The 26011-nt window shown below is 53.1% G+C and carries 26 protein-coding genes; 8 read left to right on the top strand and 18 right to left on the bottom strand.

The window, feature by feature from the left end:
- The 5 genes from urtE to urtA form a co-directional block, all read right to left on the bottom strand.
- Window positions 1-696 carry an urea ABC transporter ATP-binding subunit UrtE gene (gene urtE, locus AB9F26_RS10225; protein WP_335583699.1) on the bottom strand — a complete coding sequence of 232 codons (696 nt, stop codon included), beginning with the start codon at window positions 694-696 and terminating at the stop codon, window positions 1-3.
- A gap of 2 nt (window positions 697-698) precedes the next feature.
- Complete coding sequence (gene urtD / locus AB9F26_RS10220; protein WP_369754756.1) at window positions 699-1439, bottom strand: urea ABC transporter ATP-binding protein UrtD; 741 nt, start codon at window positions 1437-1439, stop codon at window positions 699-701.
- Window positions 1436-2668, bottom strand: a complete 1233-nt coding sequence (gene urtC / locus AB9F26_RS10215) for an urea ABC transporter permease subunit UrtC (protein ID WP_369754755.1) — start codon at window positions 2666-2668, stop codon at window positions 1436-1438. Before urtC ends, urtD begins: the two co-directional genes overlap by 4 nt.
- 4 nt (window positions 2669-2672) lie before the next feature.
- A complete protein-coding gene (gene urtB / locus AB9F26_RS10210; RefSeq protein WP_369767963.1) occupies window positions 2673-4628 on the bottom strand; it encodes an urea ABC transporter permease subunit UrtB in 1956 nt (651 codons plus the stop codon).
- Window positions 4629-4695: 67 nt separating this feature from the next.
- Complete coding sequence (urtA, locus tag AB9F26_RS10205; protein ID WP_335583695.1) at window positions 4696-5958, bottom strand: urea ABC transporter substrate-binding protein; 1263 nt, start codon at window positions 5956-5958, stop codon at window positions 4696-4698.
- A 141-nt stretch (window positions 5959-6099) separates the two neighbouring features.
- Here urtA and AB9F26_RS10200 point away from each other — a divergent pair, with 141 nt between their 5' ends.
- Window positions 6100-6972, top strand: coding sequence for a LysR family transcriptional regulator (locus AB9F26_RS10200; protein WP_335583694.1), 873 nt, complete (start codon window positions 6100-6102; stop codon window positions 6970-6972).
- Here AB9F26_RS10200 and AB9F26_RS10195 read toward each other — a convergent pair.
- From AB9F26_RS10195 to AB9F26_RS10170, 6 genes are all read right to left on the bottom strand, one after another.
- Window positions 6969-7700 (bottom strand): formylglycine-generating enzyme family protein, encoded by a 732-nt coding sequence (locus AB9F26_RS10195; RefSeq protein WP_369767962.1) that lies wholly within the window; start codon window positions 7698-7700, stop codon window positions 6969-6971. The genes AB9F26_RS10200 and AB9F26_RS10195 overlap by 4 nt on opposite strands.
- 19 nt (window positions 7701-7719) lie before the next feature.
- The gene (nirK, locus tag AB9F26_RS10190; protein WP_369768090.1) at window positions 7720-8793 is read right to left on the bottom strand and encodes a copper-containing nitrite reductase; all 1074 of its coding nucleotides are present in this window, start codon (window positions 8791-8793) and stop codon (window positions 7720-7722) included.
- Between the two features lie 387 nt (window positions 8794-9180).
- Window positions 9181-11124, bottom strand: coding sequence for a nitric oxide reductase activation protein NorD (locus AB9F26_RS10185; protein ID WP_369767961.1), 1944 nt, complete (start codon window positions 11122-11124; stop codon window positions 9181-9183).
- A gap of 3 nt (window positions 11125-11127) precedes the next feature.
- Window positions 11128-11940 carry a CbbQ/NirQ/NorQ/GpvN family protein gene (locus tag AB9F26_RS10180; protein WP_369754749.1) on the bottom strand — a complete coding sequence of 271 codons (813 nt, stop codon included), beginning with the start codon at window positions 11938-11940 and terminating at the stop codon, window positions 11128-11130.
- Window positions 11940-13304, bottom strand: coding sequence for a cbb3-type cytochrome c oxidase subunit I (locus tag AB9F26_RS10175; protein WP_335583689.1), 1365 nt, complete (start codon window positions 13302-13304; stop codon window positions 11940-11942). Before AB9F26_RS10175 ends, AB9F26_RS10180 begins: the two co-directional genes overlap by 1 nt.
- Window positions 13305-13319: 15 nt before the next feature.
- Complete coding sequence (locus AB9F26_RS10170) at window positions 13320-13772, bottom strand: cytochrome c (protein ID WP_039001924.1); 453 nt, start codon at window positions 13770-13772, stop codon at window positions 13320-13322.
- 300 nt (window positions 13773-14072) lie between these two features.
- On the opposite strand from AB9F26_RS10170, the gene AB9F26_RS10165 reads away from it, so the two are divergent.
- The gene (locus AB9F26_RS10165; RefSeq protein WP_039001925.1) at window positions 14073-14336 is read left to right on the top strand and encodes a hypothetical protein; all 264 of its coding nucleotides are present in this window, start codon (window positions 14073-14075) and stop codon (window positions 14334-14336) included.
- On the opposite strand, the gene AB9F26_RS10160 is transcribed toward AB9F26_RS10165, so the two are convergent.
- From AB9F26_RS10160 to AB9F26_RS10150, 3 genes are all read right to left on the bottom strand, one after another.
- On the bottom strand, window positions 14333-15100 hold the full coding sequence (locus AB9F26_RS10160) for an FCD domain-containing protein (RefSeq protein WP_335583688.1): 768 nt from the start codon (window positions 15098-15100) through the stop codon (window positions 14333-14335). The genes AB9F26_RS10165 and AB9F26_RS10160 overlap by 4 nt on opposite strands.
- Before the next feature lie 143 nt (window positions 15101-15243).
- Window positions 15244-15894 carry an OmpA family protein gene (locus AB9F26_RS10155; RefSeq protein ID WP_039001927.1) on the bottom strand — a complete coding sequence of 217 codons (651 nt, stop codon included), beginning with the start codon at window positions 15892-15894 and terminating at the stop codon, window positions 15244-15246.
- Between the two features lie 106 nt (window positions 15895-16000).
- Entirely contained in the window at window positions 16001-16852 is an 852-nt protein-coding gene (locus tag AB9F26_RS10150) for a bifunctional helix-turn-helix domain-containing protein/methylated-DNA--[protein]-cysteine S-methyltransferase (protein WP_335583687.1), read from the bottom strand.
- 116 nt (window positions 16853-16968) lie between these two features.
- Here AB9F26_RS10150 and nth point away from each other — a divergent pair, with 116 nt between their 5' ends.
- From nth to denD, 3 genes are read left to right on the top strand one after another with little or no spacing between them, the layout of a single operon-like run.
- Window positions 16969-17616: an endonuclease III gene (nth, locus tag AB9F26_RS10145; RefSeq protein WP_335583686.1), complete on the top strand. Its 648-nt coding sequence runs from the start codon at window positions 16969-16971 to the stop codon at window positions 17614-17616.
- On the top strand, window positions 17609-18601 hold the full coding sequence (locus AB9F26_RS10140) for an adenosine kinase (RefSeq protein ID WP_335583685.1): 993 nt from the start codon (window positions 17609-17611) through the stop codon (window positions 18599-18601). The genes nth and AB9F26_RS10140 overlap by 8 nt, the downstream gene beginning before the upstream one ends.
- A gap of 58 nt (window positions 18602-18659) precedes the next feature.
- The gene (gene denD, locus AB9F26_RS10135) at window positions 18660-19649 is read left to right on the top strand and encodes a D-erythronate dehydrogenase (RefSeq protein ID WP_335583684.1); all 990 of its coding nucleotides are present in this window, start codon (window positions 18660-18662) and stop codon (window positions 19647-19649) included.
- Here the strand turns inward: denD and AB9F26_RS10130 are convergent.
- Entirely contained in the window at window positions 19646-20404 is a 759-nt protein-coding gene (locus AB9F26_RS10130; protein ID WP_369767960.1) for an SDR family oxidoreductase, read from the bottom strand. The genes denD and AB9F26_RS10130 overlap by 4 nt on opposite strands.
- 77 nt (window positions 20405-20481) lie before the next feature.
- Between AB9F26_RS10130 and AB9F26_RS10125 the strand changes: the two genes are divergently transcribed.
- Window positions 20482-21105 (top strand): TetR/AcrR family transcriptional regulator, encoded by a 624-nt coding sequence (locus AB9F26_RS10125; RefSeq protein WP_369767959.1) that lies wholly within the window; start codon window positions 20482-20484, stop codon window positions 21103-21105.
- Here AB9F26_RS10125 and AB9F26_RS10120 read toward each other — a convergent pair.
- Both AB9F26_RS10120 and AB9F26_RS10115 read right to left on the bottom strand, forming a co-directional pair.
- Window positions 21069-22049, bottom strand: coding sequence for a threonine/serine dehydratase (locus AB9F26_RS10120; protein ID WP_369767958.1), 981 nt, complete (start codon window positions 22047-22049; stop codon window positions 21069-21071). The genes AB9F26_RS10125 and AB9F26_RS10120 overlap by 37 nt on opposite strands.
- A complete protein-coding gene (locus tag AB9F26_RS10115) occupies window positions 22046-22867 on the bottom strand; it encodes a sulfotransferase family protein (RefSeq protein ID WP_335583680.1) in 822 nt (273 codons plus the stop codon). Before AB9F26_RS10115 ends, AB9F26_RS10120 begins: the two co-directional genes overlap by 4 nt.
- Window positions 22868-23015: 148 nt before the next feature.
- Here AB9F26_RS10115 and AB9F26_RS10110 point away from each other — a divergent pair, with 148 nt between their 5' ends.
- Both AB9F26_RS10110 and AB9F26_RS10105 read left to right on the top strand, forming a co-directional pair.
- On the top strand, window positions 23016-24593 hold the full coding sequence (locus AB9F26_RS10110; protein WP_369767957.1) for a DUF5928 domain-containing protein: 1578 nt from the start codon (window positions 23016-23018) through the stop codon (window positions 24591-24593).
- A 24-nt stretch (window positions 24594-24617) separates the two neighbouring features.
- Window positions 24618-24998 carry an HIT domain-containing protein gene (locus AB9F26_RS10105; RefSeq protein ID WP_335583678.1) on the top strand — a complete coding sequence of 127 codons (381 nt, stop codon included), beginning with the start codon at window positions 24618-24620 and terminating at the stop codon, window positions 24996-24998.
- A gap of 8 nt (window positions 24999-25006) precedes the next feature.
- Here AB9F26_RS10105 and AB9F26_RS10100 read toward each other — a convergent pair whose 3' ends face one another.
- Window positions 25007-25933 carry an ABC transporter ATP-binding protein gene (locus AB9F26_RS10100; RefSeq protein WP_369754739.1) on the bottom strand — a complete coding sequence of 309 codons (927 nt, stop codon included), beginning with the start codon at window positions 25931-25933 and terminating at the stop codon, window positions 25007-25009.
- Window positions 25934-26011: the final 78 nt, after the last annotated feature.

Below are 26011 nucleotides of genomic sequence, written 5' to 3'. Positions count from 1 at the left end.
CTAAACGGAAACTGATTTAACAAGTTCAGCTTTTTTAAGCTCGGCTTTTGTGCCGGCAAGCGATACCGAACCGCGTGTCAGTACACAAAATGCATCGGCGAGGTCGTAGGCAAAGCTAAAATACTGCTCAACCAGAATGATTGCCATATCTCCTTGATCGCGCAAATACTCAATGACGCGGCCAATTTGTTGAATGATGTTCGGTTGAATGCCCTCTGTGGGTTCATCCAACAGAAGCAATTTGGGCTTGGTGATGAGGGCTCGGCCAATCGCAAGTTGCTGCTGCTGGCCGCCAGAAAGATCGCCGCCACGCCGCGCCTCCATTTCCTTCAAAACGGGAAAAAGTTCGAAGATTTGATCGGGCACCATGTGTTCCGATTTGGGTAGGCAGGCAAAACCCGTTTCCAAATTCTCCCGTACTGTCATCAACGGAAAGACATCGCGCCCCTGTGGCACATATCCAACCCCTTTGAGCGCCAAGGCGTGCGCTGGTGGTTTTTCCAGCGCTTCGCCATTTAAGGTATAACTTCCATCCGTGCGATGATGGGTGCCTGAAATGGCTTTCAGAAGGCTCGTTTTGCCCACGCCATTCGTTCCCATAACACAGGTCACCTGACCGCTTTCTGCTGTCAAATCGATGCCGTTCAATATTTGAGAACCGGAATAGTGCAGGGTCAACCCTTTGATTTCCAACATATCTATCGTCCTAAATATACGTCGATGACGTCTTGGTTTGAGGTCACGTGATCGAGACTACCTTCTGCAAGGACTGAGCCTTCATGAAGGACGGTCACTTTGCAATTAAGGCGGCGAACAAACTCCATGTCATGTTCAACGACCACAACCGCGCGGGTTTTTGCGGCTTCGACGAGGATATCGGTTGTTTGTTCGCGTTCGGCCAATGTCATGCCTGCGGCGGGTTCGTCGACGAGAAGCAAACGCGGTTCCTGCGCCAGTAGCATGCCAATTTCGAGCCACTGTTTTTGTCCATGCGACAGTTCGCCTGAGTGGCGCTCAAGTTGCTCCGAAAGGCCGATTTGCGCCGCGAGGGCACGTACTTTTTCGGCATCTTGTTCTGACTTTCTATAGAACAAAACGGAAAACGGTGAACGGTTCTTCTTGAGGGCCAGAAGCAGGTTATCAAAAACGCTTTGGTCTTCAAATACGGTGGGGCGCTGGAATTTTCGACCCACACCCGCTTGGGCAATTTTGGCTTCGGACATGCGCAAAAGCGACAGGGATTTCTCGCCAAACAGGACCCGCCCTTCGTCTGGACGTGTTTTGCCAGTTACGATGTCCATAAACGTTGTTTTTCCCGCTCCGTTTGGCCCAATGACTGCCCGTAATTCCGCATCAGCGATTTGAAAGCTCAGATTGTTAATGGCCTTGAAGCCGTCAAAGGATACTGAAACGCCGGATACTTCTAAAAGTGTGCTCATTCTTTGGCCTCCTGTTCCCGAAGAGAGCCCGCATCAGGGCCGAGATCTGCACCGTGGCGATTTGGCGCCAGTCGACCAGAGAAGAAGTCAAACAAGCCCCCTAGTCCACTTGGCGCGTAAAGTGTGACCAATACAAACGAGAGGCCAAGAAGGACGAGCCACCAGTCAACCCATTGAACTGTATAGAAACCAAGGGGGATATCGGGGGCTTGGCCGCCTGTGAACCATGTGGAGAGAAGCGACACGAGGGCCGCGCCGAGAACCGCTCCATAGAGGCGTCCGCGTCCGCCGATTGCAACCCAAACTGCGAGGTAGATTGAGGCGATGGGCGCCATTTCTCCGGGATTGATGATCCCTGCCTGTGGGTAGTACAGCGCGCCAGCAATCGCAGCGATGATCGCCGTCAGCGTGAATATAAAGAGTTTGTAGCTTTCGACCGAATAGCCGAGGAACCGAACGCGAGCTTCATCGTCGCGAATGCCGCGAATGACGCTGCCGAACTTTCCAGAAACAACCCATGCAGAAAGGATATAGCCAAGCCCAAGCGCAAGGGCGGACGCCCAGAAAAACCAAAGTGAAATTGCCGATTGTGGCACGGCGTCTAGGCCGGGAAGGTTCTGCAATCCGGAAAGACCATTGTTGCCGCGCAAGCCGCTTTCGTTTTGAAAGAGGTACAGCGAGAGCGCGAGGGTCATGGCTTGGGTCAGGATGGAGAGGTAAACCCCTGTGACGCGACTGCGAAAGGCAAGCCAGCCAAAGATTGCGGCAAGGAGGCCCGGCACCAAAATCACGAGCGCTAATTGGATCGTCAGACTGTCGGCAAAACTCCAGATGAGGGGAATATCTGAGCCCCCCACAACGCCGAATATTTGGTTGCCGATGGCGTCGGACACTTCTTGAACGGTGGGCGGAATGCTGGCGTCCGAGAGGGAGCTTGCGACGATGAGTTCGGTCCGAGCATACATCAGCCACATGCCGATCATATAGCCGCCAATCCCGAAAAATGCGAAATGCCCAAGGGACAAAATCCCGCAATACCCCCAAACAAGGTCCATCGCGAGGGCGATCAAGCAGAGGCAGAGCGTTTTGCCTAAGGTCTTAATGAAGCTTGTAGAAATAATGCCCACACCAAAGCCTTCAGAGAGAACTGAGACCACGAGTGTCAGGAGCGCGAGGCAGGCTATGAATATGAGGACGGACGGGTTGCGCGCAAAAAAGGTGTTTTTCATGGGATCAATCTCCTGCCGCACGGCCCTTGAGGGCGATGATGCCTTTGGGGCGGAACTGGATGAAAATAATGATAAAGATGATCATATAGGTTTGGGCTGCCAGCGTGTTTGAGGGGTTGAACCATTCGATCGATTTTTGCAGTCCACCAATCATCAGGGCCCCTGCGAGGGTACCCCAAATATTGCCGACACCCCCAACAACAACCGTCATAAAACTTTGCACGATATAGTCGTTGCCGATCTCCGAGGTTACCTTGGCGAAGAGGCCAATCGCGACGCCCGCGATCCCCGCAATACCTGAACCCAGTCCGAAAGTGAGCATATTGATGCGGTCGGGATTGATCCCCATTGAGGAGGCCATACGGGGATTTTGAGTTACAGCGCGCACTTCAAGGCCGACCCGCGTTTTCTTCATGATGAAAAGAAACAGCATCAAGAAGATCAGTGCCAAAACAAAGATCGCGATGCGAATATAGCTAATGGACACCACGTCGTTGATGGACAATGCACCATCGAGCCAAGCGGGGGAGGTGAGGGGGCGAGCTTGCGTGCCGAAGATATTTTTGGCCAGTTGCTGGAGGGCGACCGAGATGCCGAATGTCGCCAGCAGGGTTTCCAGCGGGCGATTGTAAAGCCAGCGAATGACCAGCCGTTCCATCGCAACACCGGCTGCGAAGGTCACCAAAAAGGCCGCAGGAAGCGCGATAATGAGCGAGAGCGTATAGTTCGGAACGATTTGCTGAACCACATATCCTGTATAGGCCCCCATCATGATAAACTCGCCATGGGCCATATTAATAACGCCCATCACCCCAAACGTGATGGCAAGGCCAATGGCCGCGAGGAAGTAAATTGACGCAAGTGAAAGGCCATCTAGGGTCAGATCGACAGCTTGGCTAATCCCGACTTTGACCTCAATCGCATCCAGCGTTTCACGCGCGGCGGTTGTCACTTCGGCGTTCGGCTCGGCATAGATTTCGTAGTAACTGTGGGCTGCGATGCTTGCGCGCTGGGCGGCGGCGGAAATAAGCGGAGCCACAAGCTCTTGCTCTACCAGTGTTGTATAGGCGGCTTCACGGGCTACGTCCGTATCGAGGGTATAGGTGGGTACTCCTGCGACGAAACCGTCGACAATGTTTTCTTCAAGAGCCGCGCGAATTTCTTTGTGGGTAGGGATCGGAAGCGCAAGGTTCTCCTCAATCAGGAGGGCGTAGGCCTCGTCCGGACTGATGTCTGTGTCGACTTTAAGAGTGCGAGCGACGTTGCCCGTTGGCTTGCCCAAGTCTGCAAGGGGCGACGTTTGCAGGATCGGATTGAGGGCTGCACGGGCGTCAACGCCAAGGTCGCCTTTGAGGGATTTGATCCCAGCGACGCGCAGTTGAATATCGGTTTCATATTGGACAGCCAAAAGGCGCTCTAGACGAATTTTCTCAACTTTAAGCGCGGGGTCGGTTTCACCGTCAATAGCCCCCCGAATGGCGGGCAGGTGGTAGGCCGTTGAATCGCGGCCAATCGCGACGAGGGCGTCACGGCGTTTTTCGATGTCTGGGTCCATGAGTTGGAACCGCACAAGTGCAGCACCAATCAGCCCACGAACGCCTGAATTTGGTTTGATCTGATTGATCGCGTCTTTCTCAACTTCGCCCAAGGCTTCGCCAGAGATGACGTCGAAAATTGCATAGGTTTTGGTCGGTGTAATTTTGGCGGTCACAAAACGCTTGTCCGCTTCAAGTTGCCAAAGGTTTTTCCCCTGCCATGCTTCTAGTACCATTTGAGCTTCAGGGAGACCACTGTCGCGCAGGGCGACAATCGCGGGCTCAACCGTCAGACGGGAGCTTTTGACAATGGTGGCTTCATGCGTTGCCAGAATGTCTTGGATATCGACAGGTTGGGCATTTGCGTCAACAGGGGAGACAGAGAGCACAAACGCGGTAAACAGCGCTAGGAGGAGAGTTTTCATGGGAGCCTGTCGGGGTTATTCGTGAAAAAAGAGGGCGCGAACGCCCCCTTTGAGAATTTTCAAGCGCTTAGTAGTTGGATTTTATCTGAACGCAGGTCTTTGTTTCGGTGTTGTACATGCCACAACCAAGGTCTTTCCAATCGGATGTGAGAACCGCGGATTCTGGCAAGAAGTCAGTCCACGCATCGCCCGGAACTTCAGTTGTTTGGCTGACGATATCGAATTGACCGTCTGCTTGGATTTCACCGATCAAGACGGGTTTTGCCAAGTGGTGGTTTGGCAACATAACGGCCATACCGCCCGTGAGGTTCGGGAATTCTTGGCCATACATTGCGGCGCGAACGGCGTCGACGTCGGTAGTGCCCGCTTCTTCAACGGCGTTTACCCACATGTTGAAACCGATGTAATGCGCTTCCATTGGGTCGTTTGTGACGCGCTCGTCGCCCATTCTTTCTTTCCAAGCGGCGATAAATTCGGCGTTCGCATCGGATTCTGCGGATTGGAAGTAGTTCCAAGCGGCGAGGTGACCAACAAGGTTTGCTGTATCAAGTCCCGAAAGCTCTTCTTCGCCCACAGAGAAGGCAACGACGGGGATGTCATCCGCCGAGATTCCAGCAGCGGCAAGCTCTTTGTAGAAGCCGATGTTTGCGTCGCCGTTGATTGTAGAAATAACGCCAACTTTTTTACCGTCGGCCCCTAGGGCAACAACGTCTGCCACGATTTTGGACCAGTCAGAGTGACCGAACGGTGTGTAGTTTACGAAGATATCTTCAGCCGGAATGCCTTTGTCTTTGAGGTATTGCTCAAGGATTTTGTTGGTTGTGCGCGGATAAACATAGTCAGTGCCAAGGAGGGCGAATTTTTCAACGCCAAGCTCATCAAGGAGGTAGTCGGTTGCAGGGATGGCTTGCTGGTTGGGCGCCGCACCTGTGTAAAATACGTTTTTGGAGCTCTCTTCGCCTTCGTATTGAACGGGGTAGAATAGCAGACCATTAAGCTCTTCGATCACTGGAAGAACTGATTTGCGCGAAACCGAAGTCCAGTTGCCAAAAATAACGTCGACATCATGAACGGTGAGCAATTCGCGCGCTTTTTCCGCGAACAATGGCCAGTCGGATGCTGGGTCAACAACAACGGGAACAAGCATTTCGCCATTCACGCCGCCTTTGGCATTTTGCTCATCGATGAGCATCAACATCGTATCTTTGAGGGTTGTTTCCGAGATCGCCATCGTGCCGGAAAGAGAGTGGAGGATGCCAACTTTAATGTCGGCGTGGGCTGCGGTTGCGAGGGTTGCAACGGCTGCTGCTGTGGAGAGAAGTTTCTTCATCGTGTCAGGTTCCCTATTGTCTCTGTGGCGCAGTTCGGTCCGCGCCTAGGAAATAGGCTTAAAAAGCTATTGTGTTGCTGTCTGTAGCAAAATATAGCCTTATGTGTTGCAAATAATGCAACGCTTGAAAAAGGCAACACCGTGCGCCACCTCCAAATCTATCGTGCAATCAAGACAGTCGCAGAGCAGGGATCTTTCCGTAAGGCATCGGAATTATTGGGGATTTCGCCATCTGCACTTGTTCGGCAAGTGAAGGCCGTGGAGGAGGAACTTGGCGCGGAAATTTTTGACCGCCTTTCTGTGGGCGTTCGACTGTCGACCGTCGGAGAAATATACCACCGCCACTTTATTGGGCACCTTGCTGAATTAGATCGCGCAAATGGAATCGTGGCAGATATGAAGGGCGTGCGAATCGGGCAAGTAAACCTTGCCGTTAGCGCACCGTTTTTATTGGGGTTCCTGCCAAAAGAGATAGCCGCCTTTCGTGAACGCCATCCGCGCGTTAGTTTTTCGGTAGTGACCGGGGACAGCGACAGCATCAACGAAATGCTCCTGGACGGGCAGGCGGATTTGGGCCTCATCCTCGAACCCAAACCACGGTCAGGCGTCGAAACGATCTTGCAGGAACATGGGTCGATTTCACTCGTTTTGGGGAAGGGCAGCAAAACGGTCCTCTATCCCCACGAACTCGAAGATCACGACGTTATTTTGCCCACAAATGGCACGGGAATGCGGAACCTTTTGGATACGCATTTTGCCCAAGCGCGGTTAAATATTCATCAAATTCTGGAGATGGACACATTGGTTCCCCCGCATGTGTCCCCGCTGCCAAGTTTGCAATTCTGGCCAACGCTTGCACTGGATGCAGACATTGTGCAGCAAATGGGTGGACAGGTGGGGATCATGCAAAGCATGCCACGTTGCAACATTGCCCTATGCCAGATCGAGGGCCGCCCGTTGCCGATCGCTGCGGCACGCTTTGTTAGCCAGTTGGGTGCCAGAATCGGAGCTTAAACTCCGGGAACAGGGGTGTCTGTCATGAGGCGCAGGCCAAGGTGCGCTGGGGGCGACCCGACGGCGCATCCGCCGCGCGCGGGATCGCGAGTGAAAATCGGGATGGCTGCGATGTGTTCACCTGCTACAAAATAGGCGGGGCATTTGGCCAAATCCAAATTACCCGAGTCTCCCGAGTAACAATCGGCGGTCCATTCCCACACGTTGCCGTTCAAGTCGACAATACCCTCTGCGGTGGTTTCAAAGCTGCCCGATGGGCGCAAGGAGCGATTGATTTCAGGCTCCATTAAGTATGTTGAAGCCCAAGATAATTCCGGATCGGTGAAAATGGGGTCTTTTTCTTCGGGCAAAACCTCATGGGCCATTTCGTTCCACTCGTTTTGGGTGGGGAGGCGAAATGCATGCCGCGAAGCCGCATTAACCCATGTCAGGTATTCGTTCACGTCCATCCAATTGAGGTTCGTCGCAGGGAAATCTTCGCCCGTTTTGCGGATTTTCATTTTCTGAGAGCAGGCATCCGCATCAAAACAGCGGTTCCACTCGGCTGCCGTGACTTCGAACTTTTGCACCAACACACTGCGTCCATCGGAAAATTCAAATGCTTCCATTTGAGGAATGTATTGCATATCGGGGCCCCTGAGAGGCCTCAAAGTTATGGCGGCAATGCCCAAACCCAGCCCAACAAGGGCAGTTACGCCGATGATGATTTTTGCTCTGAGTTTGGTCATTGGTTTTCTCCGCTAAGTTTTAAACGCCCATTGGACGTGGCGCGACAACTTGTTCCATCAGGTCATTGTCCCATTCACCTTCGACAACAAAGTGTGCCGATGCGCCCAGAAGAACAGCCTCGATGAGGTTGTGATTGACATAGGCGTAGACGCCCGGCTGCTCAAAGGTGTACATCGCCGCCCCTGCGGAACCGCCGCGGATGAACCATGTTTCCATGCCGGTTTGTGGCGAGTCAGTGAATGAGCCGCCTTCCCAGACAAAGTTCCCATGACCACCAATAAGGTGTGGGCGGGTGTCACGGTTGGCTTGGGCGTGGATCATTAGAACGGTGTCGCCGACCTTGGATTTAAGTGCGTTTTCTCCAGTCAAAGCACCAACCGCACCGTTGAATACGGAGTGTGTTGGGATAAGAGTGCGCATGGCGTCGAGGCTATCGGAATAGTCTTCGCCCGCGCTTTCGTACTGGATGTACTCGCCTTCTTCGTCCATTGGCAGGTAGTAGTCTTGCTCGCCGATATAGGCGATTTGGTCGTAGGTCAGCCCATTGCCGTCGCCGTCTTTCAAGCCATCTCGTGGCAGAACCATAACCGCGCCGTTCATGCCGTGGCATACGTGGTATGGGATCATCGCACCGCCGGGGGCACAGTGATAAACAAACACACCGGGTTTGGTTGCCTTCCAGCGTAGAACCGCTTCTTCACCCGGAAGAACGTGGGTCAAGCCACCGCCACCAAGCGCGCCAGTTGAGGCGTGAAAGTCGATATTGTGTTCAAACACGGAGTTTTCTGGGTTGGAAATTGTCAACTCAACATAGTCGCCTTCGTGCACGATAATCATCGGACCAGGGACGGAACCGTTATAAGTCAACGCCCAGATTTTGGCGTCTGTATCTTCGTCGACAACCATTAATCTTTCTTCGGTAACAAAGCTGACTTCGACGATTTTTGGGCCACCTGTAGCGACTTGCTCGTGTTTTGGAGCCATTGGTGGCATCACCATTTCTTGCTTTACGCGAGGCAGGTGTGACAGGTCGACGGCTGCCGCGGACACTGTTGTTTTCTCAGCGACGGGAAGAACGAGGCCTTTGCCCATCGAAGGTACATGGGGTGCGCTGCGGCGGGTTGTGGCGAAGGATGGGGCTGCGCCTGTCATCATTGCAGCACCCGCCATTGCGGTACCAGTCAAGATTGTTCGGCGCGATGGTTGGAATTCTTTTTTTGTTGAGGCAGTCATTTTTTAGTCCTTCCAATTCAATGTCACGCACATTTGCGCAACTTCAATTAAGTGTCTCGGCCCTTCGTTGGGGCGGGATAACACGTTCGGTTGGCGCGGTTTGTATGTGTGCGCCGTTGGGGACTTTTTGACTGTGCTACCGAGTCTGCGCCTTGATGGAGATCAAGAGAAACAAAGAAAATTTGCACTTTTTGGGAAGGTTCGGTGAATTTTTAAGGGAAGGGTGGTTGGCTACGGCGCGCGCTCTTACGCGCCGATAAGTTGCTGGTATATCTGGGGCAAAGCCGTCGTCAGGTGGTCTGGATTCGGAATGACGCAATACCTTCCAGCGCCAAACATGCGTGCAAACCAAGCCTTTGACTTCGCGTCGATAGTGATACCAAATACCGCTGCCCCCGCGCGTTTTGCTTCGCGGATTGCCATCCGAGTGTCTTCGATTCCGTGGCGGCCTTCGTAGTGGTCAAGGTCGTTGGGTTTGCCATCGGTGATCACCAGCAACAGTTTGCGTTGTTGGCTTTGGGCCATGAGATCGACACTGACGTGACGAATTGCGGCACCAAGGCGTGTATAAAACCCGGGTGCCATTGCGGCGATACAAGATTCGACGTCACGACTCATGGGCGCATCAAAACTCTTGCAGCGATTCACGTAAACGCGGTTGCGTTTGAGGGATGAAAACGAGTTGATCGCGAAAGTGTCGCCACAGGCGTCAAGGCCCCATGCGAGCGCGGCCATGGCTTCGCGTTCGATGTCGATGACTTGGCGGTTGTGCACGCTGCTTTGGGTTGAACGTGAGGTGTCGAGCAAAATCGAGACAGCCAAGTCGCGCGCTTGGGGGCGGGACTGTCGCCAAATCCGGTCATTGGAAAGGCCGGTTGCCGCGAGGTCTACATGGGCGCGGACGGCGGCTTCCAGATCAAGGTCTTCGCCGTCGGGTTGGCCCGAGATGATGACGCGGCCCGGACGCAAAGCCTCAAACTGACGGCGCACGGCGAGGATGCGACGCTTGGCTTTTGGGTCGGTTTGAAAGGTTGCAGCGATATCGGTAGTGGGGGCTTCGGCGTCCAATACGCGTACGTGGTCGGGCATATAGACTCCCGTGCGGGTGTCCCATTCTGGGTAGGTAAATTTTCCGGAAACAGCTTCACGGTCCACGTCCTCGGGGGCAAGGTCGAGGTGGAGCTTGAGTTTTGTGGCGGGGGCTTTACTGGTTTGTCCAAGGCCAATCTCGTCTTGATCGTCGGCGGCCTTTTTTGCATCTTCGTTGTCGTCATCATCGATGCGACGGTTGAGGTTCAGGAACTCCGCCCAGCTTAGGATGGCTTCAAATTTGTGGAGGATCAAGCTGTCTTGGCGCTCTGCGAGGTCGGATTTACGACGACGGGCGCGGTGTGTTTTCTCGGAGGTGTTCTCTTCGGGTGTGCCTTCTGTTTCGCGATTTTCGACGCCGCTTGGGGCGGAAAATTGAACAGTGCGCAATTCGGGCCAAATCGGGACAGGAAGGAAGGGTCGATAGCCACGTGGGGCTGTAAGGTCCTCTGGCAGTTGGCCAGAAAGCACATGTGCCAAAAAGTCCGAGGCCAATGAATCTGTGGGGGCAGGGCCACCAAGAAGGTGACGTAAAACGGCCTCAACGGCGGCTTCGTGTTTGGGAAGTTTTTGCACGCGCCGCGCAGAGAGGCTGGCTGTTGTAAGGTCAGTATACAGACCCACGAGGCCGGGGCAGTTTTCCTGCGTGGCTTGGGTCATATTATAGGCCGCAGTGAGGGCGGCAAGGTCGGCGCGTAGGGCGTCTTCGATCTCAAGAAATGGAACGGCATGGGCCGTGGCGGCGGTGAGCCAAAGGTAAAGTGCGGCGTTGGCTTCGCGGGCGGGAAACAGGGCGAGGCGTGCGGGAAGGCGCAGGGCCTCCCCGTCAAAGCTTGTGCGCGGCAACTCTTCTGCTTCTGTTCCCAAGCGGCGTAAAAGCGATAGCCGGTGGTGGCTGCGCTCATCTTCTGTGGGTCGAATTTCAACCGAGGGGGTGCCGCCGAGCGCGCGGAAAAAAACGGCCAAGCGTCCCGAAACTTCGCCAAGGGTTACGGCGGCTTCGGGATAACGTTGGGGCGTTTCTATTCTGCTGGCAAGACTGTGCCAGAGTTTTCCGATGGTCTCTTCGGGTTCCCAAGGTTCAAACTCTAGTTTTGCCATGATCTATCCAAATACCGCTGTGACCAGATCCATCAATCCGGTTTTAACGTCTGCGTCATCGGTAAGGGGCTCAATCATCGCGGCTTCAATCGCGCGTTCAACGCTCATGCCACCTTGGATCAGAGTCGCCGTATAGACGATCAAACGGGTTGAAACGCCTTCTTCGATGTCTTGGCCCTTGAGTGCGCGAAGCTTGTTGGCCAAGCGCACAAGACCCTTGGCGCGATCCGCATCGAGACCAGTTTCGCGCGTGACGACGGCGATTTCCTGCGTGGCTTCGGGGAAGTCGAAGCTGAGCGAGAGGAACCTTTGGCGGGTAGAAGGCTTAAGCGTTTTGAGGATGTTTTGGTAGCCGGGGTTAAAGGAAGCCACGAGCATAAAGCCAGGAGCGGCCACAAGCTCTTCGCCCGTACGATCAATCGGCAGGATACGCCGGTCATCGGTGAGAGGGTGGAGAACAACCGTGACGTCTTTGCGCGCCTCGACAACTTCGTCGAGATAGCAAATCGCGCCTTCGCGTACGGCCCGTGTGAGGGGGCCATCGACCCAAACGGTTTCGCCGCCTTTGAGGAGGTAGCGCCCGATAAGGTCGGCCGCAGAGAGATCATCGTGGCACGCCACAGTATAGAGGTGGCGACCGAGCTTAGCGGCCATGTGGGTCACAAAGCGTGTTTTTCCGCACCCTGTCGGCCCCTTAAGAAGGAGCGGCAGATCATGGGCGGCGGCGGCTTCAAAAACCGCACATTCGTCCCCTTGGGGGAGGTAGAAGGGGGCGTTTGCCGCCCCCCCCTCGTTGATGAGATTATCCTTAGCCATTATTCAGCCGCCTCTGCTACTGCTGCAGTGATGATTTCGCGACGTGGCACGAACACCGAGTAAAGGAAGAGGAGCATTCCGATAAAGAATACCAGTCCAGCCCCAAAACGCATCCAGTAGAACAGGGCCAAAGCATCCTGTACGTCCATGTAATAGTCGCCAACAACACGTTGCATATGGGTTTGAATTGTCCCTGCAAATGTTAGAACGAAAGTCATGAACACCATCCCACCCGACATCAACCAGAAGGAAATCATGTTGAGAACTTGGTTGTATGGATCACGGTTTTTCAGGATTGGCATAGCGTAGGTCATGATTGCCAAGTTGAGCGCGACATACGCACCATAGAAGGCCAAGTGACCGTGCGCGGCGGTGATTTGGGTGCCGTGGGTATAGAAGTTCACCCCGTGCAATGTGTGGAGGAAACCCCAAACACCCGCGCCAAAGAACGCCAAGGTTGCACAACCGAGCGACCAAAGAAGGGCCGCCTTGTTTGGGTGGTCGCGGCGCCCTTTCCAAACCATGACAAAGGCAAAGGCCATCATGCCAAAGAAGGGAACAACTTCGAAGGCCGAGAAGATCGAGCCAACCCACTGCCAGTATCCCGGGGCACCAATCCAGAAGTAGTGGTGGCCAGTTCCCAGAATACCAGAGAAAAGCGCGGTCGCGACGATGACATAGAGCCATTTTTCGACGATTTCACGATCAACACCGGTGAGTTTGAGCATCAGATAGGCCAAGATCGAAGCCATGATCAGTTCCCAAACGCCCTCAACCCAAAGGTGAACCACATACCACCAGTACATTTTATCCAGCGATAGGTTGTCAGGGTTGTAGAACGAGAACAGGAACAACAACGCTAGACCCCAAAGGCCGAGCAGAAGAGTATTCGTGATCACGGTTTTCTTGCCCTTAAGGACAGTCATCGAGACGTTATACAAGAAAATCAACGCGGCAATGACGATCCCAGCTTTTACCCACTTGGGTTGCTCAAGGAATTCGCGCCCCTCTTTTCCAAGGAAAAAGTTCCCCTCAAAAAGGTTGAACACATAAGTCACCACAACGCCCAATGTCCCAATTACCAAAATGGCAAGCTGGATATAGGCAAGTTTTGTGGAGTGGATTTCGCGTTCGGCTTCCTCGGGAATGAGGAAGTATGCGGCGCCAAAGAACCCAAGCAAAAGCCAGACAATCAGGCTGTTGGTGTGGAGCATGCGCACGATGTTGAAGGGAAGTACCTCCGAAAGTGTGTTCGGAGAGACATAGATCCAGCCTGCGAGTAAACCGCCAAGGATTTGGATCGCAAAAAGCCCGAGGGCGCAAATAAAGTACGCGTAGGCAATTTTCTGAGTTTTATATTTCATTTCTGCGCTCCTTTCCTAGCCTGCCTCGGTGGGCGGCCAGCCTTGAGTGTCGATTGTGCCTGTCCAAAGGAGGAAGTCGCTTAGAGCGCGCATTTCTTCGTCAGTCAGATTGAAGTTGGGCATTTGACGGCGGCCTTCGATGCCGGAGGGCTGTGCCTCCATCCAGCCTTTTAACGCGTCAAAAGCGTCGTCTGGGTCGTCATCAACCCCCCAGCGGATCATTACATTACCCACTTCGGGGGCAAAATACGCTCCCTCGCCGAGGATCGAGTGGCAGTTGATACAGGCCTTGTTCTCCCAAATGCGTTTACCGTGGGCGACACTCTCGGTCAGCGTTTCCGCGTTCGTTGAGGTCGTCACGATGTAACGATGCGAGTGAATAGAAAGGCCGATAAAGATGGCAATAAAAAACAGGGACCCGCCATAGAAGATATTTCGGGCCATGCTTTTGGTCAGGACGTCGCGCATTGCGCTCTCCTTCGTCGAAGGGTTACGGATAGAACGGCAATGAGGGTTCAAAAACATGCGCGCCTTGATCAAGGTCAAGTTGAACGCGAATAAGCATTACAAATGCCACTTAATTCTGAGTGACGTGTGATTGGGGCACTGTGGGCCAGATTTAGACCGAGAAATGCATTAGAAACAGACATTAGGGTTGTGGGTGACGCAGGTTTACAGGGGGTAGGCTGCGTCACCAATTTGACTAAGATCAAGGTTTCGCCAGAATTTTTGGCATAGCTTTCAGCATCAAAACCGCAGGAAATTATGATGCAATCAGCCAAGAGTACCCCGTCAACAGAACCCAAAGTTTGGTCCCTTCGAACTTTGACCCTTGTGTTTTATCCGTTCTGTGCGACAGCGGCGGCCATTAATTTATTCATGGTTTTCCTACTGTTACAAGCGCTGGGCGTGCCGGCAATTTCGCCTGTTACGGCGCTTTGGTTTGGGGTGATTACCGGACCCGTTTTAAGCTGGATGGCAGGGAAATGGGTGCTGCGGTTGATTCTGGAAGCGAGCCCAAAAAACGCCTAACGTCGCAATTCCTGTTCGAGACGTTGTTTTGCAATCGCCTCGTTCTTGTCTGCCTTTTCTTTTTCAAACAACGATCGCTCCACGAAATCCAGATGCGCCAGCGTCGCAGCTTTTGCAGCAACGGGATCACGCGTCTGAATGGCGGTGTTGATATCGCGATGCTGCTCAAGGAGCGTGTCGCGGGTGGTGCGTTGTTTAAACATGATCTGGCGGTTGTAAAATACGCCCTCGCGCAGGAGCTCGTACATCGCGCGCATCATATGGAGCATCACCGTGTTATGGCTCGCCTCAATAATTGAAAGGTGAAATTCGGCGTCAAGCGCCGCCTCTTCGGTGGGATTTCGCTTCGCGTGGGCCGCTTCCATTTTGGCAAAAAGCTGATCAATCACCTCTAGATCTATGTCCGAACCCGTTTGCGCCGCGCGCTCTGCCGCAAGTCCTTCCATGTCCCTTCGAAAGGACACGTAGTCAAAAAATGCATCATCATGCCGCCCGAAAAGACTGACCAAGGCGGAAGAAAATGCAGACCCCAAAGCTTCAGAAACATAGATTCCAGCCCCCGCCTTGCTGGTGAGCAATCCTGCATTTTGCAGTTCGGAAATGGCTTCGCGCAAACTGGGACGTGACACGCCCATGCGATCGGATAATTCGCGCTCCGACGGAAGGCGCTCCCCGGGACGCAAAATGCCTCGCAAAATCAACCGTTCGATTTGGGAAACGACGGATTGAGCAAGTTTTTCCGATTGGATTTTTTGAAACGGCATGAAAGGTCCGGTGGATTGCGGCGTCAGAATTGGTAAGAATATATGACCGATAGGGGGAAATAACAACTGTAATCCCGCGTGTGCCAAACCCTAAATTCAAAGCGGGCGCTGGAAAATTCCGCGCCCGCTTTGAATGATAACCCTTAGTTGGTTGGGTGAATGACGATCTCGACCCGACGGTTTGCTGCCTTGCCCTCTTCTGTGAGGTTGCTGGCAACGGGGCTGTCTTCGCCTTTACCAACAGCAGATACCCGTCCGCCTGACACGCCCGCCGACAATATTTTCGCCATGACAGCGTCCGCACGACGTTGCGAGAGGAGGAGGTTGTGCTCGGCGGTTCCCGTGTTGTCCGTGTGGCCATAAATCGTGACGGTGGATTTAGGGTAGTTCTGAAGGTTGGTCGCAAGGGCGCGGATTTCTCCATCAAGGCTCGATTTGACCGTGGAGCTGTCGGAATCAAACAAAATGCCCTGTGGCATAACGACGATCAATTCCGTACCCGTATTGACGACATCGATGGCGCTGTTAGTAAAGCTGGCATCAAGGTCTTTTTTCTGTTGGTCAAGCGCGCTGCCAATTGCGGTGCCAACGATGGCGCCTGCTGCGGCTCCGAGGGCGGCGTTTTTGGGGCTGCCCGATGTCGCGCCAATGAAGCCACCCAAAAGGCCCCCAATAATGGCACCGTCTTTTGTTTTGGACTGGCTTTCGCCTGTGACGTACCCAGGGTCCGTACAGCTGGCTAGTGCCAGAACAGCGGCGCTTGCAAGGAGGAGTTTGGACTTTGTAAGGATCATCTAGGACCTCTTTCTGTTGCTCGATTTTGCCCTTTTTACAACGGAAATTGCAGCAAGTGATAGCACAAACACACACCACTGCGCGATTTGTTGCCTGAATGTTTTCCTAAGAGGCGGCGCGTTCGGACTGTGCTGTTTCATAAGCAAGCATGGCCCGCTTGACCGGGAGGCCCCAATGATACCCACCCAACCCGCCGGATTTGCGCAATGCGCGGTGGCATGGAATGAGCCAACTAACCGGATTTCGCCCCACGGCTGTGCCCACCGCTCGAACTGCGCGTGGACTGCCGATGCGCCCAGCAATCTCGGAATAGGTGGTCACTTGGCCGCTCGGAACATTCAGCAGGGCTTCCCAGACTTTGATTTGAAACGGCGCGCCAATCAGATGCAAACTGGCTTGGCCCGATTGCTCCAAAGCTGCGGTGACCCATGTTTGGATTCTGGCAGGCTCTTCGATGAAATTCGCAAAGGGCCAGCGGCGATGTAAGTCGTCATAGGTGGCTTGGGTGCCCATTTCGTCGGAAAACCCCATACCGCAAAGGCCTTTGTCGGTTCCCATCGCCAAACATGGGCCAAAGGGGCTTTCAAACCAACCCGTAAAAATAGTGAGGTCCGCGCCTTTCTTGGCAAATTCGCCGGGGCTCATGGCCTCCCAGCGCAAGAAGAGATCGTGCAGTCGGCCGCTCCCTGAAAGGCCCGTTTCGTGGGCAACAGCGAGGGTCGTGAAATTGTTTTTTAGTAGAGTTTTGGCGTGATCAAGGGTGAGGTATTGTTGATACCGCTTGGGCGACACGCCGACCCAACCCGAGAAGAGGCGCTGGAGATGCGCGGGGCTCATTTGTACTTCGCGTGCCAAATCTTCGAGCGCTAGGGGGACGCCGCCCGCCGCGTCAACGGCTTCGATCGCCCGTTTAACAACACCGTAATGGTACTTTTTTTCGAATGTATTGTCCGACATGGGAAACTCCTTTGCATCTATCATAATCTACCGCTGATGTGGGTCGATCCATTTCTTGCGCAATTCGCCGATTTTGAATACTTGCCGCATTGGTCACAAAAGGGCATATGGTTCGCATGGCAAAACAGATGAGCTATCATACGATCCACCAGATTTTTTCGCGCTTTCAAGAAGCCGAGCCTGAACCCAAAGGCGAGTTGGACCATACCAATGTCTATACATTGGTGGTGGCCGTTGCCCTTTCGGCGCAGGCCACGGACGTTGGCGTTAATAAGGCCACCAAGGCGCTGTTTGAAATTGCCGACACCCCGCAAAAAATGCTCGACCTCGGACTTGAGGGGCTGACCGACCATATCAAGACCATCGGTTTGTTTCGCCAAAAAGCCAAAAACGTGATGAAAATGAGCCAGATTTTGGTGGAAGAATATGGTGGAGAAGTGCCGTCTTCGCGCGCGGCTCTTGAGAGCCTACCTGGTGTGGGGCGCAAAACGGCGAATGTTGTTTTGAACATGTGGTGGGATATTCCCGCACAGGCCGTGGACACCCATATTTTCCGGTTCGGGAACCGCTCTGGCGTCGCTCCGGGCAAGGATGTAGTGGTCGTTGAACGCGCAATTGAGGATAACATCCCCGCTGAATTTCAACGCCACGCGCATCACTGGATGATTTTGCACGGGCGGTATACATGCAAGGCACGCAAGCCGATGTGTGGCACCTGTCTCATCCGTGATCTCTGTGAATTTGAGGATAAAGAATATGACTAAGAAGTACCAAACTGTCGGGATCGGGAATGCGATTGTTGATGTGATTACGCAAGCGGATGACAATTTCCTCGAAATGATGGGGATCGAAAAAGGTATCATGCAACTTGTCGAACGCGAGCGCGCTGAAGTACTTTATGGATCGATGAAAGATCGCGTTCAAACGCCGGGTGGATCGGTGGCAAACGCCTTGGCAGGGCTCGGGGGGCTTGGGCTTTCAACGGCGTTTATCGGGCGCGTTCACGATGATGCGCTCGGCCGGTTTTATGCCGATAAAATGGCTGCGGGCGGCACAGTGTTTGTCAATCCGCCAGTTGCGGGCGGTGATTTGCCGACATCGCGCTCAATGGTTTTTGTCTCTCCTGACGGGGAGCGCTCGATGAATACCTACCTCGGCGTTTCTGCGGATTTGGGACCTGAGGATGTCTCGATAGAGGTGACGAGTCAGGCGGAGATTTTGTTCCTTGAAGGGTATCTTTTTGACAAACCTAAGGGCAAGGAAGCCTTTGAACTGGCCGCGAAATCCTGCCAGTCGACAGGCGGAAAAGCGGGAATTGCGCTGTCGGATCCCTTCTGTGTGGATCGTCATCGCGATGATTTTCGACGCCTGTCACGCGACCTTGATTTCGTCCTTGGGAATGAACAAGAATGGTGCGGCTTGTATGAAACCGACGACCTAGATGTGGCGCTCGGACATGCGGCGGTTGATTGCGGGCTTGTAGCCTGTACGCGCTCCGGATCAGAAGTTGTTATCCTACACGATGGTGAACGCGTGACTATTCCGGTAAAACGGATTGTTCCGGTTGATGCGACAGGTGCTGGTGATCAATTCGCGGCTGGGTTCCTTTATGGGGTTGCAACGGGGCAAAGCCTTGAAGTTTCAGGTAAAATGGGCTGTGTTGCTGCTGCTGAAGTTATTCGCCATGTGGGGCCACGTCCGAACGAAGACGTAAAAGCCCTTTTCCGAGCGGCAAACCTCTTAGGATAATCAATCCTTTCCCTCCTCGGATTTCCACCTAAACTGCTGGAAATCCGAGGAGGGAAAAATGCACGTATTGATAATTGGCGCGGCCGGTATGGTCGGGCAAAAACTCACCAATCGATTGGCGCATTTGGCGGGCCTTTCTGGCCGCGAGATAACGCAGTTAACCCTCGCGGATGTGGTGGCGCCCGCGGCACCCGAAGGTTTTGGCGGCGCGGTCACTCTGCGGGCGGCCGATATTACGGCGCCCGAAACCGCGCTTTCCCTTGTCGCGGAGCGTCCCGACGTGATTTTTCATCTTGCGGCCATCGTTTCGGGCGAAGCGGAAGAGAAGTTCGACAAGGGATACGCCATCAATCTCGCAGCGTTTCAAACCCTCCTTGAGGCTATCCGCGCGCAAAGCACACCGAACGCCCCCTACGTCCCCCGCCTAGTGTTCACCTCCTCCATCGCCGTATTTGGCGCGCCTTTTCCAGATATCATCGATGACGAATTTCACTCGACCCCGCTTACAAGTTACGGCACGCAAAAGGCCATTTGCGAACTTCTGGTTAATGACTATTCCCGCAAGGGTTTTGTCGATGGCGTGGGTATCCGCCTCCCTACGGTCTGTATTCGCCCCGGAAAACCCAACCTCGCAGCCTCAGGTTTCTTTTCCAATATTATGCGTGAGCCGTTGATCGGGTTAGAGGCTGTTTTGCCCGTTTCCAAAGACGTGGTGCATTGGCATGCAAGTCCGCGCTCGGCCGTTGGCTTCTTAATTCATGCCGCACAAATGGACACGCGCCTGCTTGGGGCGCGTCGTTCGATGTCCATGCCGGGATTGGCAGCAAGTGTTGGCGACCAAATTGCAGCGCTTGACCGCGTGGCAGGAGCGTCATCGGTCAAGTTAATAAAATCTGTGCCCGACGAAAAAATCATTCAAATTGTGCAAGGATGGCCTCGGACCTTTGCGCCCCAAAGGGCTATTTCCCTCGGGTTTCAATCTGAGAAAACTTTTGACGAAATCATACAGGTTCATATCGAAGACGAATTGGGAGGCACCCTGCCTTAACCATTGCGCAAAATTCGGTCTGCAACACTTGGTGCAAGGCGGTGGAGGATCCGGAGCATTTTGGTGCGTTCGACCCAAATGCGTTTCTTAAGGTTTTCGACCCCGATTAAAACCTCCTCGGCAGCATCAATAGGTCGCATTTTTTTGAGTGGGTCACCGCGAGAGAGAGCCGTGTCGACAAGGGCCATGACGGCTTCGCTGACAAGAATACGGGTTTTCGCATCTTCGCATTGATATCGAAGGGTTTTGGTAAAACTACCCAAGCCCGCTTTCGTTGCACAATAGACTGGTGCAGGGGCTTTGGGAGAAATTGCCAAACCCGATGTCACATTGACGATACAGGCGTTTGGCTGCGCGCTTAAGAGCGGCAGAAGGGCGTTGCATAACCCGATGGGTGCGGTGAGATTGATGGCGATTTCACGTTGAAATGTGGCAAGGGAAGTGCGCTCTGTGGCAAATAAATCGGTGTGTTCCATGATTGCGGCGTTATTGATGAGGCCTGCGCAATCTGGGTGTTCAGCCGTGACCCAATTTGCTACGGCTCGCACCATTTCTGGGTCTTGGAGGTCAGCGGCAAGGACGAAAACTCTATCGAGATGCTCTTGGGCCAAACGTTCGAGTTCGGGCTCATCGCGCGCAACAGCAAGTACAGTCGCGCCCCGCGCAATCAGCAGGTCCGTCAATGCGCGCCCGATACCACGCGTCGCGCCTGTTACAAGGATCGTTTTGTTTTGAAAAGAAAATTTGTGAGACATTAGGCACCAAGTTTAACTGTGAAAAGGACGTTTCCGTGATAATGTAAGGAAAAGCTCACATTGGAAACTCGCGTTCTATGGCTAAAACATCACTGCAGCTGACCCCCAAGAAAATACCGATTCAAACGCGCTCTAAAGCGACTGTTGAAGTGATTTTGCAAGCGACGGCTCATATTCTGGAAAGCGGTGGCCTGGCGGTTCTTACCACGAATTTGATTGCCGAGAGGGCGGGGGTGAGTGTGGGGTCGGTCTATCAGTATTTCCCCTCCAAGGAGGCGATATTGATCGAATTGGTGCGACGAATGCGCCAAGATCTGTGTGAAGACCTTGAGGAAGCAAGAGACTCGATTAGAGGGCTTGGCTTGCGGGAAGCGGTCGAAAAGATGGTGCGGGCCAGCGCTGCGCACCATATCCGCGCTCCAAGACGCGTGGAGGTTTTGGAATATGCGGAATGCGAGTTACCGATGACTACAGAAATCGAGGCTTTAAAACGTCGTTCCCTTGCTGCGGTTCTTTTTGTTCTCAATCGTTACGACATCATAGATGCGCCGACTGCTGCCTTTGATTTAAGCGCAATGTGCAAAGGGGTTATTGGCGCGCAGGCCCAGATCGGGTGCAAAGATTTTGAACCGGTGATCCGGCGCCTCACCGACGCCGTTTGTGGTTACCTTTTGGGAGCGCCGGACGAGAGCAATTCGTAAAAACGTTTCGCTCCTATGTTGGATCCACAAGCAATAATTCCGATATTTTTACCGGCAAGTTCGCTCTTGAGCGGCCCGGTGATCGCAGCCGTCGTCGCGGTACATGCTGGTTCCGCGACGATCTTGAGGCCGTCGAAAAGCACAGTCATCGCACGTGTCATCTCGTCGTCTTCGACCTCGACCATTTGATCCACATATCGTTGCGCAAGACCAAAGGAATAGGGCATGGCGAGGGGGGAGCCCAAACTGTCCGCGATGGTGTTAACCTTGTCCAATCGCTGGGGACTGCCTATTTTGAGCGACCGAGACATGCTGTTTGCCCCAACGGGTTCGACGCCGTAGATGCGAATGTTTGGATGAATAAGTTTCGCCGCCAGAGCAAGCCCACTTATCAAACCGCCGCCTCCGACGGGAATAATCAGCGCGTCCAAATCGGGCGTGTCCGTTAATATCTCAAGGCCAATGGTTGCCGCACCCAGAGTCATATAGGGACTTTCGAATGGGTGGAGGGGCGTTGCGCCCGCGGCTGAAAGAATGTCCATGCGTGCGAAGGCTGCGGTGATGTCTTCGGCCAACTCAACTTCGGCCCCAAGCGCAATACAGCCTTCAATTCGCGCCGAATCCGTTGTCTTGGGCATGATGACCTTAGCCGAAATATCGGATTTTTTCGCCCCCCAAGCAACGGCCAACGCGTGATTGCCACCACTAACCGCAACAACGCCTGCCGCGCGCGCGGTTGGGTCCATTGCAGCAATCGCCAACAGAACACCGCGCGCTTTGAACGTGCCTGTTTCTTGAAACAGCTCCATTTTCATAGTCACTTGAGCATCGGCAGGAAGACCTACAATACGGTCAGAACTCAACCTTACCGAAGGCGTGCGAATAATTTTTCCGCGCAAGGACTCGGCGGCGATTTTTATATCGCGAAGGTCTGGATAGCTCATTTCTCACCAAGTTTCGCGTGGACTTCATCAAGATCGACAGGCTGTAGCGGCATCTTGTTGGCCGGATTCTCAAAATCATATTGAAAAAGGCGGAAATCACGTTTGTAAATTTCATAAACGAGATGCATGGATAGATCGTCGAAATAGTCTTCAACGGGGTGCAGGCGCTTTGGCCCATGGCCTTCACTTTCATTGAAACGCGGAATTTGGGCGAGATCCACCGCATGAGGCGTTTCAATCGCGTTTAAAACCTCTTGCATTCCTTCGTTAAAACGTTCGGTGAATATGATTTTATTATACTTCCCGCCGTTGTTAATAAACGTCGAAACATGCCCCGACATCGCGGACCAATGGATGTCTGGATCCATCGGGCGGCGCCAACGAATGCTGTCGCGGGCAAACAAAAGGAATCGGCGAAAGCTCTTTACTTGATCAAATTCGAATCCTGTTTCCGGATCGCCAACTTCGATCCCGTATTTCTGAACCAACAAAGGTACCAGATTGCCACGATACCGTTTTCCATTGCGTTGAATGCCGCAGATTTTATCGAAAAAGGAGCTTAGAATACGGGTGTAGGGGTTGCGGACACAGGTGAAAGCGTAACTTTCGTGGCCTGTCACGTTGCGCTCTATAATGGGCTGGCTGGCTTCAATGGCCCATTTATGCAGCCCCGCTTTTGAGTCGTGAATGTCGCCGTCAAAAAACGTGCCGTGATCGGAGTAATACATGATCTGCCCGATGGTCGAGCAGGCGCATTTCGGAACAACGCGGTATACCACGCTTTCACTCTCGGTCATCCAAGTGCCGGGAAAGCCCATATTTTTATCGTCTCCAATAGTGTGCCCGAACAGAAATACGCGGTGCTGACTTGTTTTTGCACAAAAAAGCAAAGAAACGCTGTTTATTCAACGCCTGTTAGCGTTATTTGTGTAAACAATCTGGTATAATAAGGGTTTTGTTTCGTAAATGGCAAAAATCGCCTACATTCTTCTGTGCCACAAGGATCCAGAAGCCATTATTTTGCAAGCCAAGCGTCTGACCGCTACTGGTGACTATATGGCGATTCATTTTGACGCAAGCGCCAGTCCAGCGCATTTCGCCGAAATTGGCGCAGCCCTGAAGGGCAATTCAAATGTTGTTTTTTCAAAAAAGCGGATCAATTGTGGATGGGGGGCGTGGAGCCTGGTGCAAGCCACGCTTTATGCTGTTGAGGCCGCTGAAAAGGCTTTCCCGCGGGCGACGCATTTTTACATGCTGTCTGGCGACTGTATGCCGATTAAATCGGCGGTTTATGCACACCAGTTTTTAGACAATACCGATATCGATTATATTGAAAGTTTCGACTATTTCGAAAGTGATTGGATTAAAACGGGGATGAAGGAAGAGCGGCTTATTTATCGCCACTATTTCAACGAACGCACCCAAAAATGGCTTTTTTATCAAAGTTTCAATCTCCAGCGCAAACTGGGATTCTCGCGCGAAATTCCGTCCGATATTCAGGTGCAGATCGGCAGCCAATGGTGGTGTCTACGTCGCCGGACGATAGAAGCAATTCTTCGGTTTACCAAAGAGCGTAAAGACGTCATGCGTTTTTTCCGCACCACGTGGATTCCGGATGAAACGTTTTTCCAAACGGTCGTGCGCCATCTGGTGCCAGTAGTTGAAATTGAAGCGCGGACACTGACGTTTTTAATGTTTTCGGAATATGGAATGCCGGTGACGTTTTACAACGACCACTATGATATGCTTGTGAGCCAAGACTTTCTTTTCGCACGCAAAGTGAGCCCCGAGGCCGAAGAACTCAAACTTCGCTTGGGGAAGCTTTATGCAAGTGAGAACGCGGATTTCCCAATTTCAAGCGAGGGTCGAAGCCTGTTTAAGTTCCTGACAGGGCGAGGGCGCGAAGGGCGCCGGTTTGCGCCGAGGTTCTGGGAGGCAGAAGCAACCATGGGGCGCAATCGTGAACTTTTGATTGTTGCCTGTAAGAAATGGCATGTCGCCAAGCGCCTGGTCGACGGCATTCGCCGCTCCTCTGATTTTCCCGTCATCGAATATCTTTTTAACGAAGAAAATACGCCGTTGCCCGATTTGGGCGGTATTCAGTCCACGATTGGCAAACGCACGCGGCATCGGCGCGCGTTGGTGCGGATGTTGTTTGACTACTATGAAACCGACAAAATGGTTATATGTCTGGACTCTAGCAATCTGGACCTCATACAGGATTTTTACGCAGATCGCAGTAAAACGAAACTGCTGGAGATCAATTGTGACTTTTCTGGCGATTATCTGGTTGGGCATGCCATTCGGGTTGGCCTTGCGGGGGAAAGCCCGTCAGAGGAAACCATCAACTCCTTGATGCCAACAATTCAACAAGATTTGGTGTATGAATCGGATGCGATCCGCGACGCGAATTTCCCCATGCACTTTCGCATCCTGCAAAAGAATTCGCCTGCGAAAAATGCGATTCCTCTCGCAGAGTTCCTTGATGCCACACCTGAAGACGCGCTAAGACTCGCCGAAATTGACCACTTATTCTCTGATTAAACGCTGTCGCAAAAGGATGCCCCTATGGCTTATCTCTATGATTCCGAAAACATTTTCGCCAAGATCCTCCGAGGGGAAATTCCGAATGCTACTGTTTTGGAAACTGACCACACGTTGGCATTTCGCGATATTACGCCCCAAGCCCCCGACCATGTTTTGGTAATACCTAAGGGGCCGTATGTGAATTTTGATCACTTCGCAATGAATGCGAGTGATGCTGAGATTTTGGATTTTAACCGCACAATCGGCACTCTTTGCGAAATGCTCAAGGTGCAGCCAGGCGAGGGTGGCAATGGGTATCGCTTGATCGCCAATTCAGGCGAAGCCGCAATCCAAGAGGTGCCGCATATGCACATGCATATCCTCGCCGGCCGTCCCCTTGGTCGCATGCTAAATCCTGCTTAAAGTTACAGTTATTTTGCCGTTAAGGCCAAAAATGCGTCCTCAAGATCAGGCTCTTCGGTGCGGACATCACGAATGGTGATGTTTGCGTCGCGGAGCGAGTCGAGGATTTCACTCGCCGAAGTAGTGGTGCTTTTGTAACTGATCGCGAGCGAGCCATCGGCGCGGCGTGTTAGTGTCGTGTCTTTGGGAGGCGTGTATTCTGCGGCTGGGCGATCTGGTACAATGACCAGTGTTTTGGTATCCAAACGGCCCACCATAGTTTTTGTATCTTCGCGGACGATTAACTCGCCATGGTTAATAATGCCGATCTCGTCGCACATTTCCTCGGCTTCTTCGAGGTAGTGGGTCGTCAAGATGATCGTCATGCCCTGCTGGTTCAACTTGCGCACGTTGTCCCATAGCATCTGGCGGATTTCGATATCTACGCCAGCGGTCGGCTCGTCCAAAACCAAAATGTCGGGATGATGTACGAGGGCTTTGCCCAGCAAAAGACGCCGCTTCATACCGCCCGAAAGCGACCGCGCATAGGCGTCTGCCTTGTCAGTAAGGCCAATCATTTCAAGGATTTCGTCGCTTTTGCGTTTGGATTTCGGAACACCATATAATCCAGCCTGTACCTCAAGTGCTTCGCGCGGCGAAAAAAACGGATCCATGTTGAGTTCTTGCGGCATGACCCCAATAGAGGCGCGCGATTGACGGGGGTTGATGTCCTGATCAAACCCCCAAATTTTGACGTTTCCCGCGGATTTCACCACAAGCCCCGCCAGAATATTAATGAGGGTTGATTTTCCAGCTCCGTTTGGCCCCAACAGTCCAAAAATACTGCCTTTGGGGATCGCGAGATCAATCCCTTTCAAGGCCACTTTGGGCGCTTGATTGCGTTGCGCAGCATAGGTCTTTTTCAGGCCAGTAATTTCTAAAGCGTTCTCAACCATTTCCATCATCCCGCATCGGTTTTCGATCTTGCCCCGAGGGTGTGGATCGCTATCATGCAGCAGACTTAAGCCCGAAGA

It is taken from the genome of Falsihalocynthiibacter sp. BN13B15 (genome assembly GCF_041205415.1).
Lineage (GTDB): Bacteria > Pseudomonadota > Alphaproteobacteria > Rhodobacterales > Rhodobacteraceae > Falsihalocynthiibacter > Falsihalocynthiibacter arcticus.
This window is presented reverse-complemented; position numbering and strand designations above follow the sequence as displayed.

Coding starts and splice junctions, on each gene's coding strand:
- AB9F26_RS10175 (WP_335583689.1), bottom strand. CDS start 13,304: ATGAAATATAAAACTCAGAAAATTGCCTACGCGTACTTTATTTGCGCC.
- urtD (WP_369754756.1), bottom strand. CDS start 1,439: ATGAGCACACTTTTAGAAGTATCCGGCGTTTCAGTATCCTTTGACGGC.
- AB9F26_RS10110 (WP_369767957.1), top strand. CDS start 23,016: ATGGCAAAAATCGCCTACATTCTTCTGTGCCACAAGGATCCAGAAGCC.
- AB9F26_RS10155 (WP_039001927.1), bottom strand. CDS start 15,894: ATGATCCTTACAAAGTCCAAACTCCTCCTTGCAAGCGCCGCTGTTCTG.
- AB9F26_RS10105 (WP_335583678.1), top strand. CDS start 24,618: ATGGCTTATCTCTATGATTCCGAAAACATTTTCGCCAAGATCCTCCGA.
- AB9F26_RS10115 (WP_335583680.1), bottom strand. CDS start 22,867: ATGGGCTTTCCCGGCACTTGGATGACCGAGAGTGAAAGCGTGGTATAC.
- AB9F26_RS10125 (WP_369767959.1), top strand. CDS start 20,482: ATGGCTAAAACATCACTGCAGCTGACCCCCAAGAAAATACCGATTCAA.
- AB9F26_RS10100 (WP_369754739.1), bottom strand. CDS start 25,933: ATGGTTGAGAACGCTTTAGAAATTACTGGCCTGAAAAAGACCTATGCT.
- AB9F26_RS10165 (WP_039001925.1), top strand. CDS start 14,073: ATGCAATCAGCCAAGAGTACCCCGTCAACAGAACCCAAAGTTTGGTCC.
- urtA (WP_335583695.1), bottom strand. CDS start 5,958: ATGAAGAAACTTCTCTCCACAGCAGCAGCCGTTGCAACCCTCGCAACC.
- AB9F26_RS10140 (WP_335583685.1), top strand. CDS start 17,609: ATGACTAAGAAGTACCAAACTGTCGGGATCGGGAATGCGATTGTTGAT.
- urtC (WP_369754755.1), bottom strand. CDS start 2,668: ATGAAAAACACCTTTTTTGCGCGCAACCCGTCCGTCCTCATATTCATA.
- AB9F26_RS10195 (WP_369767962.1), bottom strand. CDS start 7,700: ATGACCAAACTCAGAGCAAAAATCATCATCGGCGTAACTGCCCTTGTT.
- AB9F26_RS10160 (WP_335583688.1), bottom strand. CDS start 15,100: ATGCCGTTTCAAAAAATCCAATCGGAAAAACTTGCTCAATCCGTCGTT.
- nirK (WP_369768090.1), bottom strand. CDS start 8,793: ATGGGCAAAGGCCTCGTTCTTCCCGTCGCTGAGAAAACAACAGTGTCC.
- urtB (WP_369767963.1), bottom strand. CDS start 4,628: ATGAAAACTCTCCTCCTAGCGCTGTTTACCGCGTTTGTGCTCTCTGTC.
- AB9F26_RS10120 (WP_369767958.1), bottom strand. CDS start 22,049: ATGAGCTATCCAGACCTTCGCGATATAAAAATCGCCGCCGAGTCCTTG.
- AB9F26_RS10170 (WP_039001924.1), bottom strand. CDS start 13,772: ATGCGCGACGTCCTGACCAAAAGCATGGCCCGAAATATCTTCTATGGC.
- AB9F26_RS10130 (WP_369767960.1), bottom strand. CDS start 20,404: ATGTCTCACAAATTTTCTTTTCAAAACAAAACGATCCTTGTAACAGGC.
- AB9F26_RS10180 (WP_369754749.1), bottom strand. CDS start 11,940: ATGGCTAAGGATAATCTCATCAACGAGGGGGGGGCGGCAAACGCCCCC.
- nth (WP_335583686.1), top strand. CDS start 16,969: ATGGCAAAACAGATGAGCTATCATACGATCCACCAGATTTTTTCGCGC.
- urtE (WP_335583699.1), bottom strand. CDS start 696: ATGTTGGAAATCAAAGGGTTGACCCTGCACTATTCCGGTTCTCAAATA.
- denD (WP_335583684.1), top strand. CDS start 18,660: ATGCACGTATTGATAATTGGCGCGGCCGGTATGGTCGGGCAAAAACTC.
- AB9F26_RS10185 (WP_369767961.1), bottom strand. CDS start 11,124: ATGGCAAAACTAGAGTTTGAACCTTGGGAACCCGAAGAGACCATCGGA.
- AB9F26_RS10150 (WP_335583687.1), bottom strand. CDS start 16,852: ATGTCGGACAATACATTCGAAAAAAAGTACCATTACGGTGTTGTTAAA.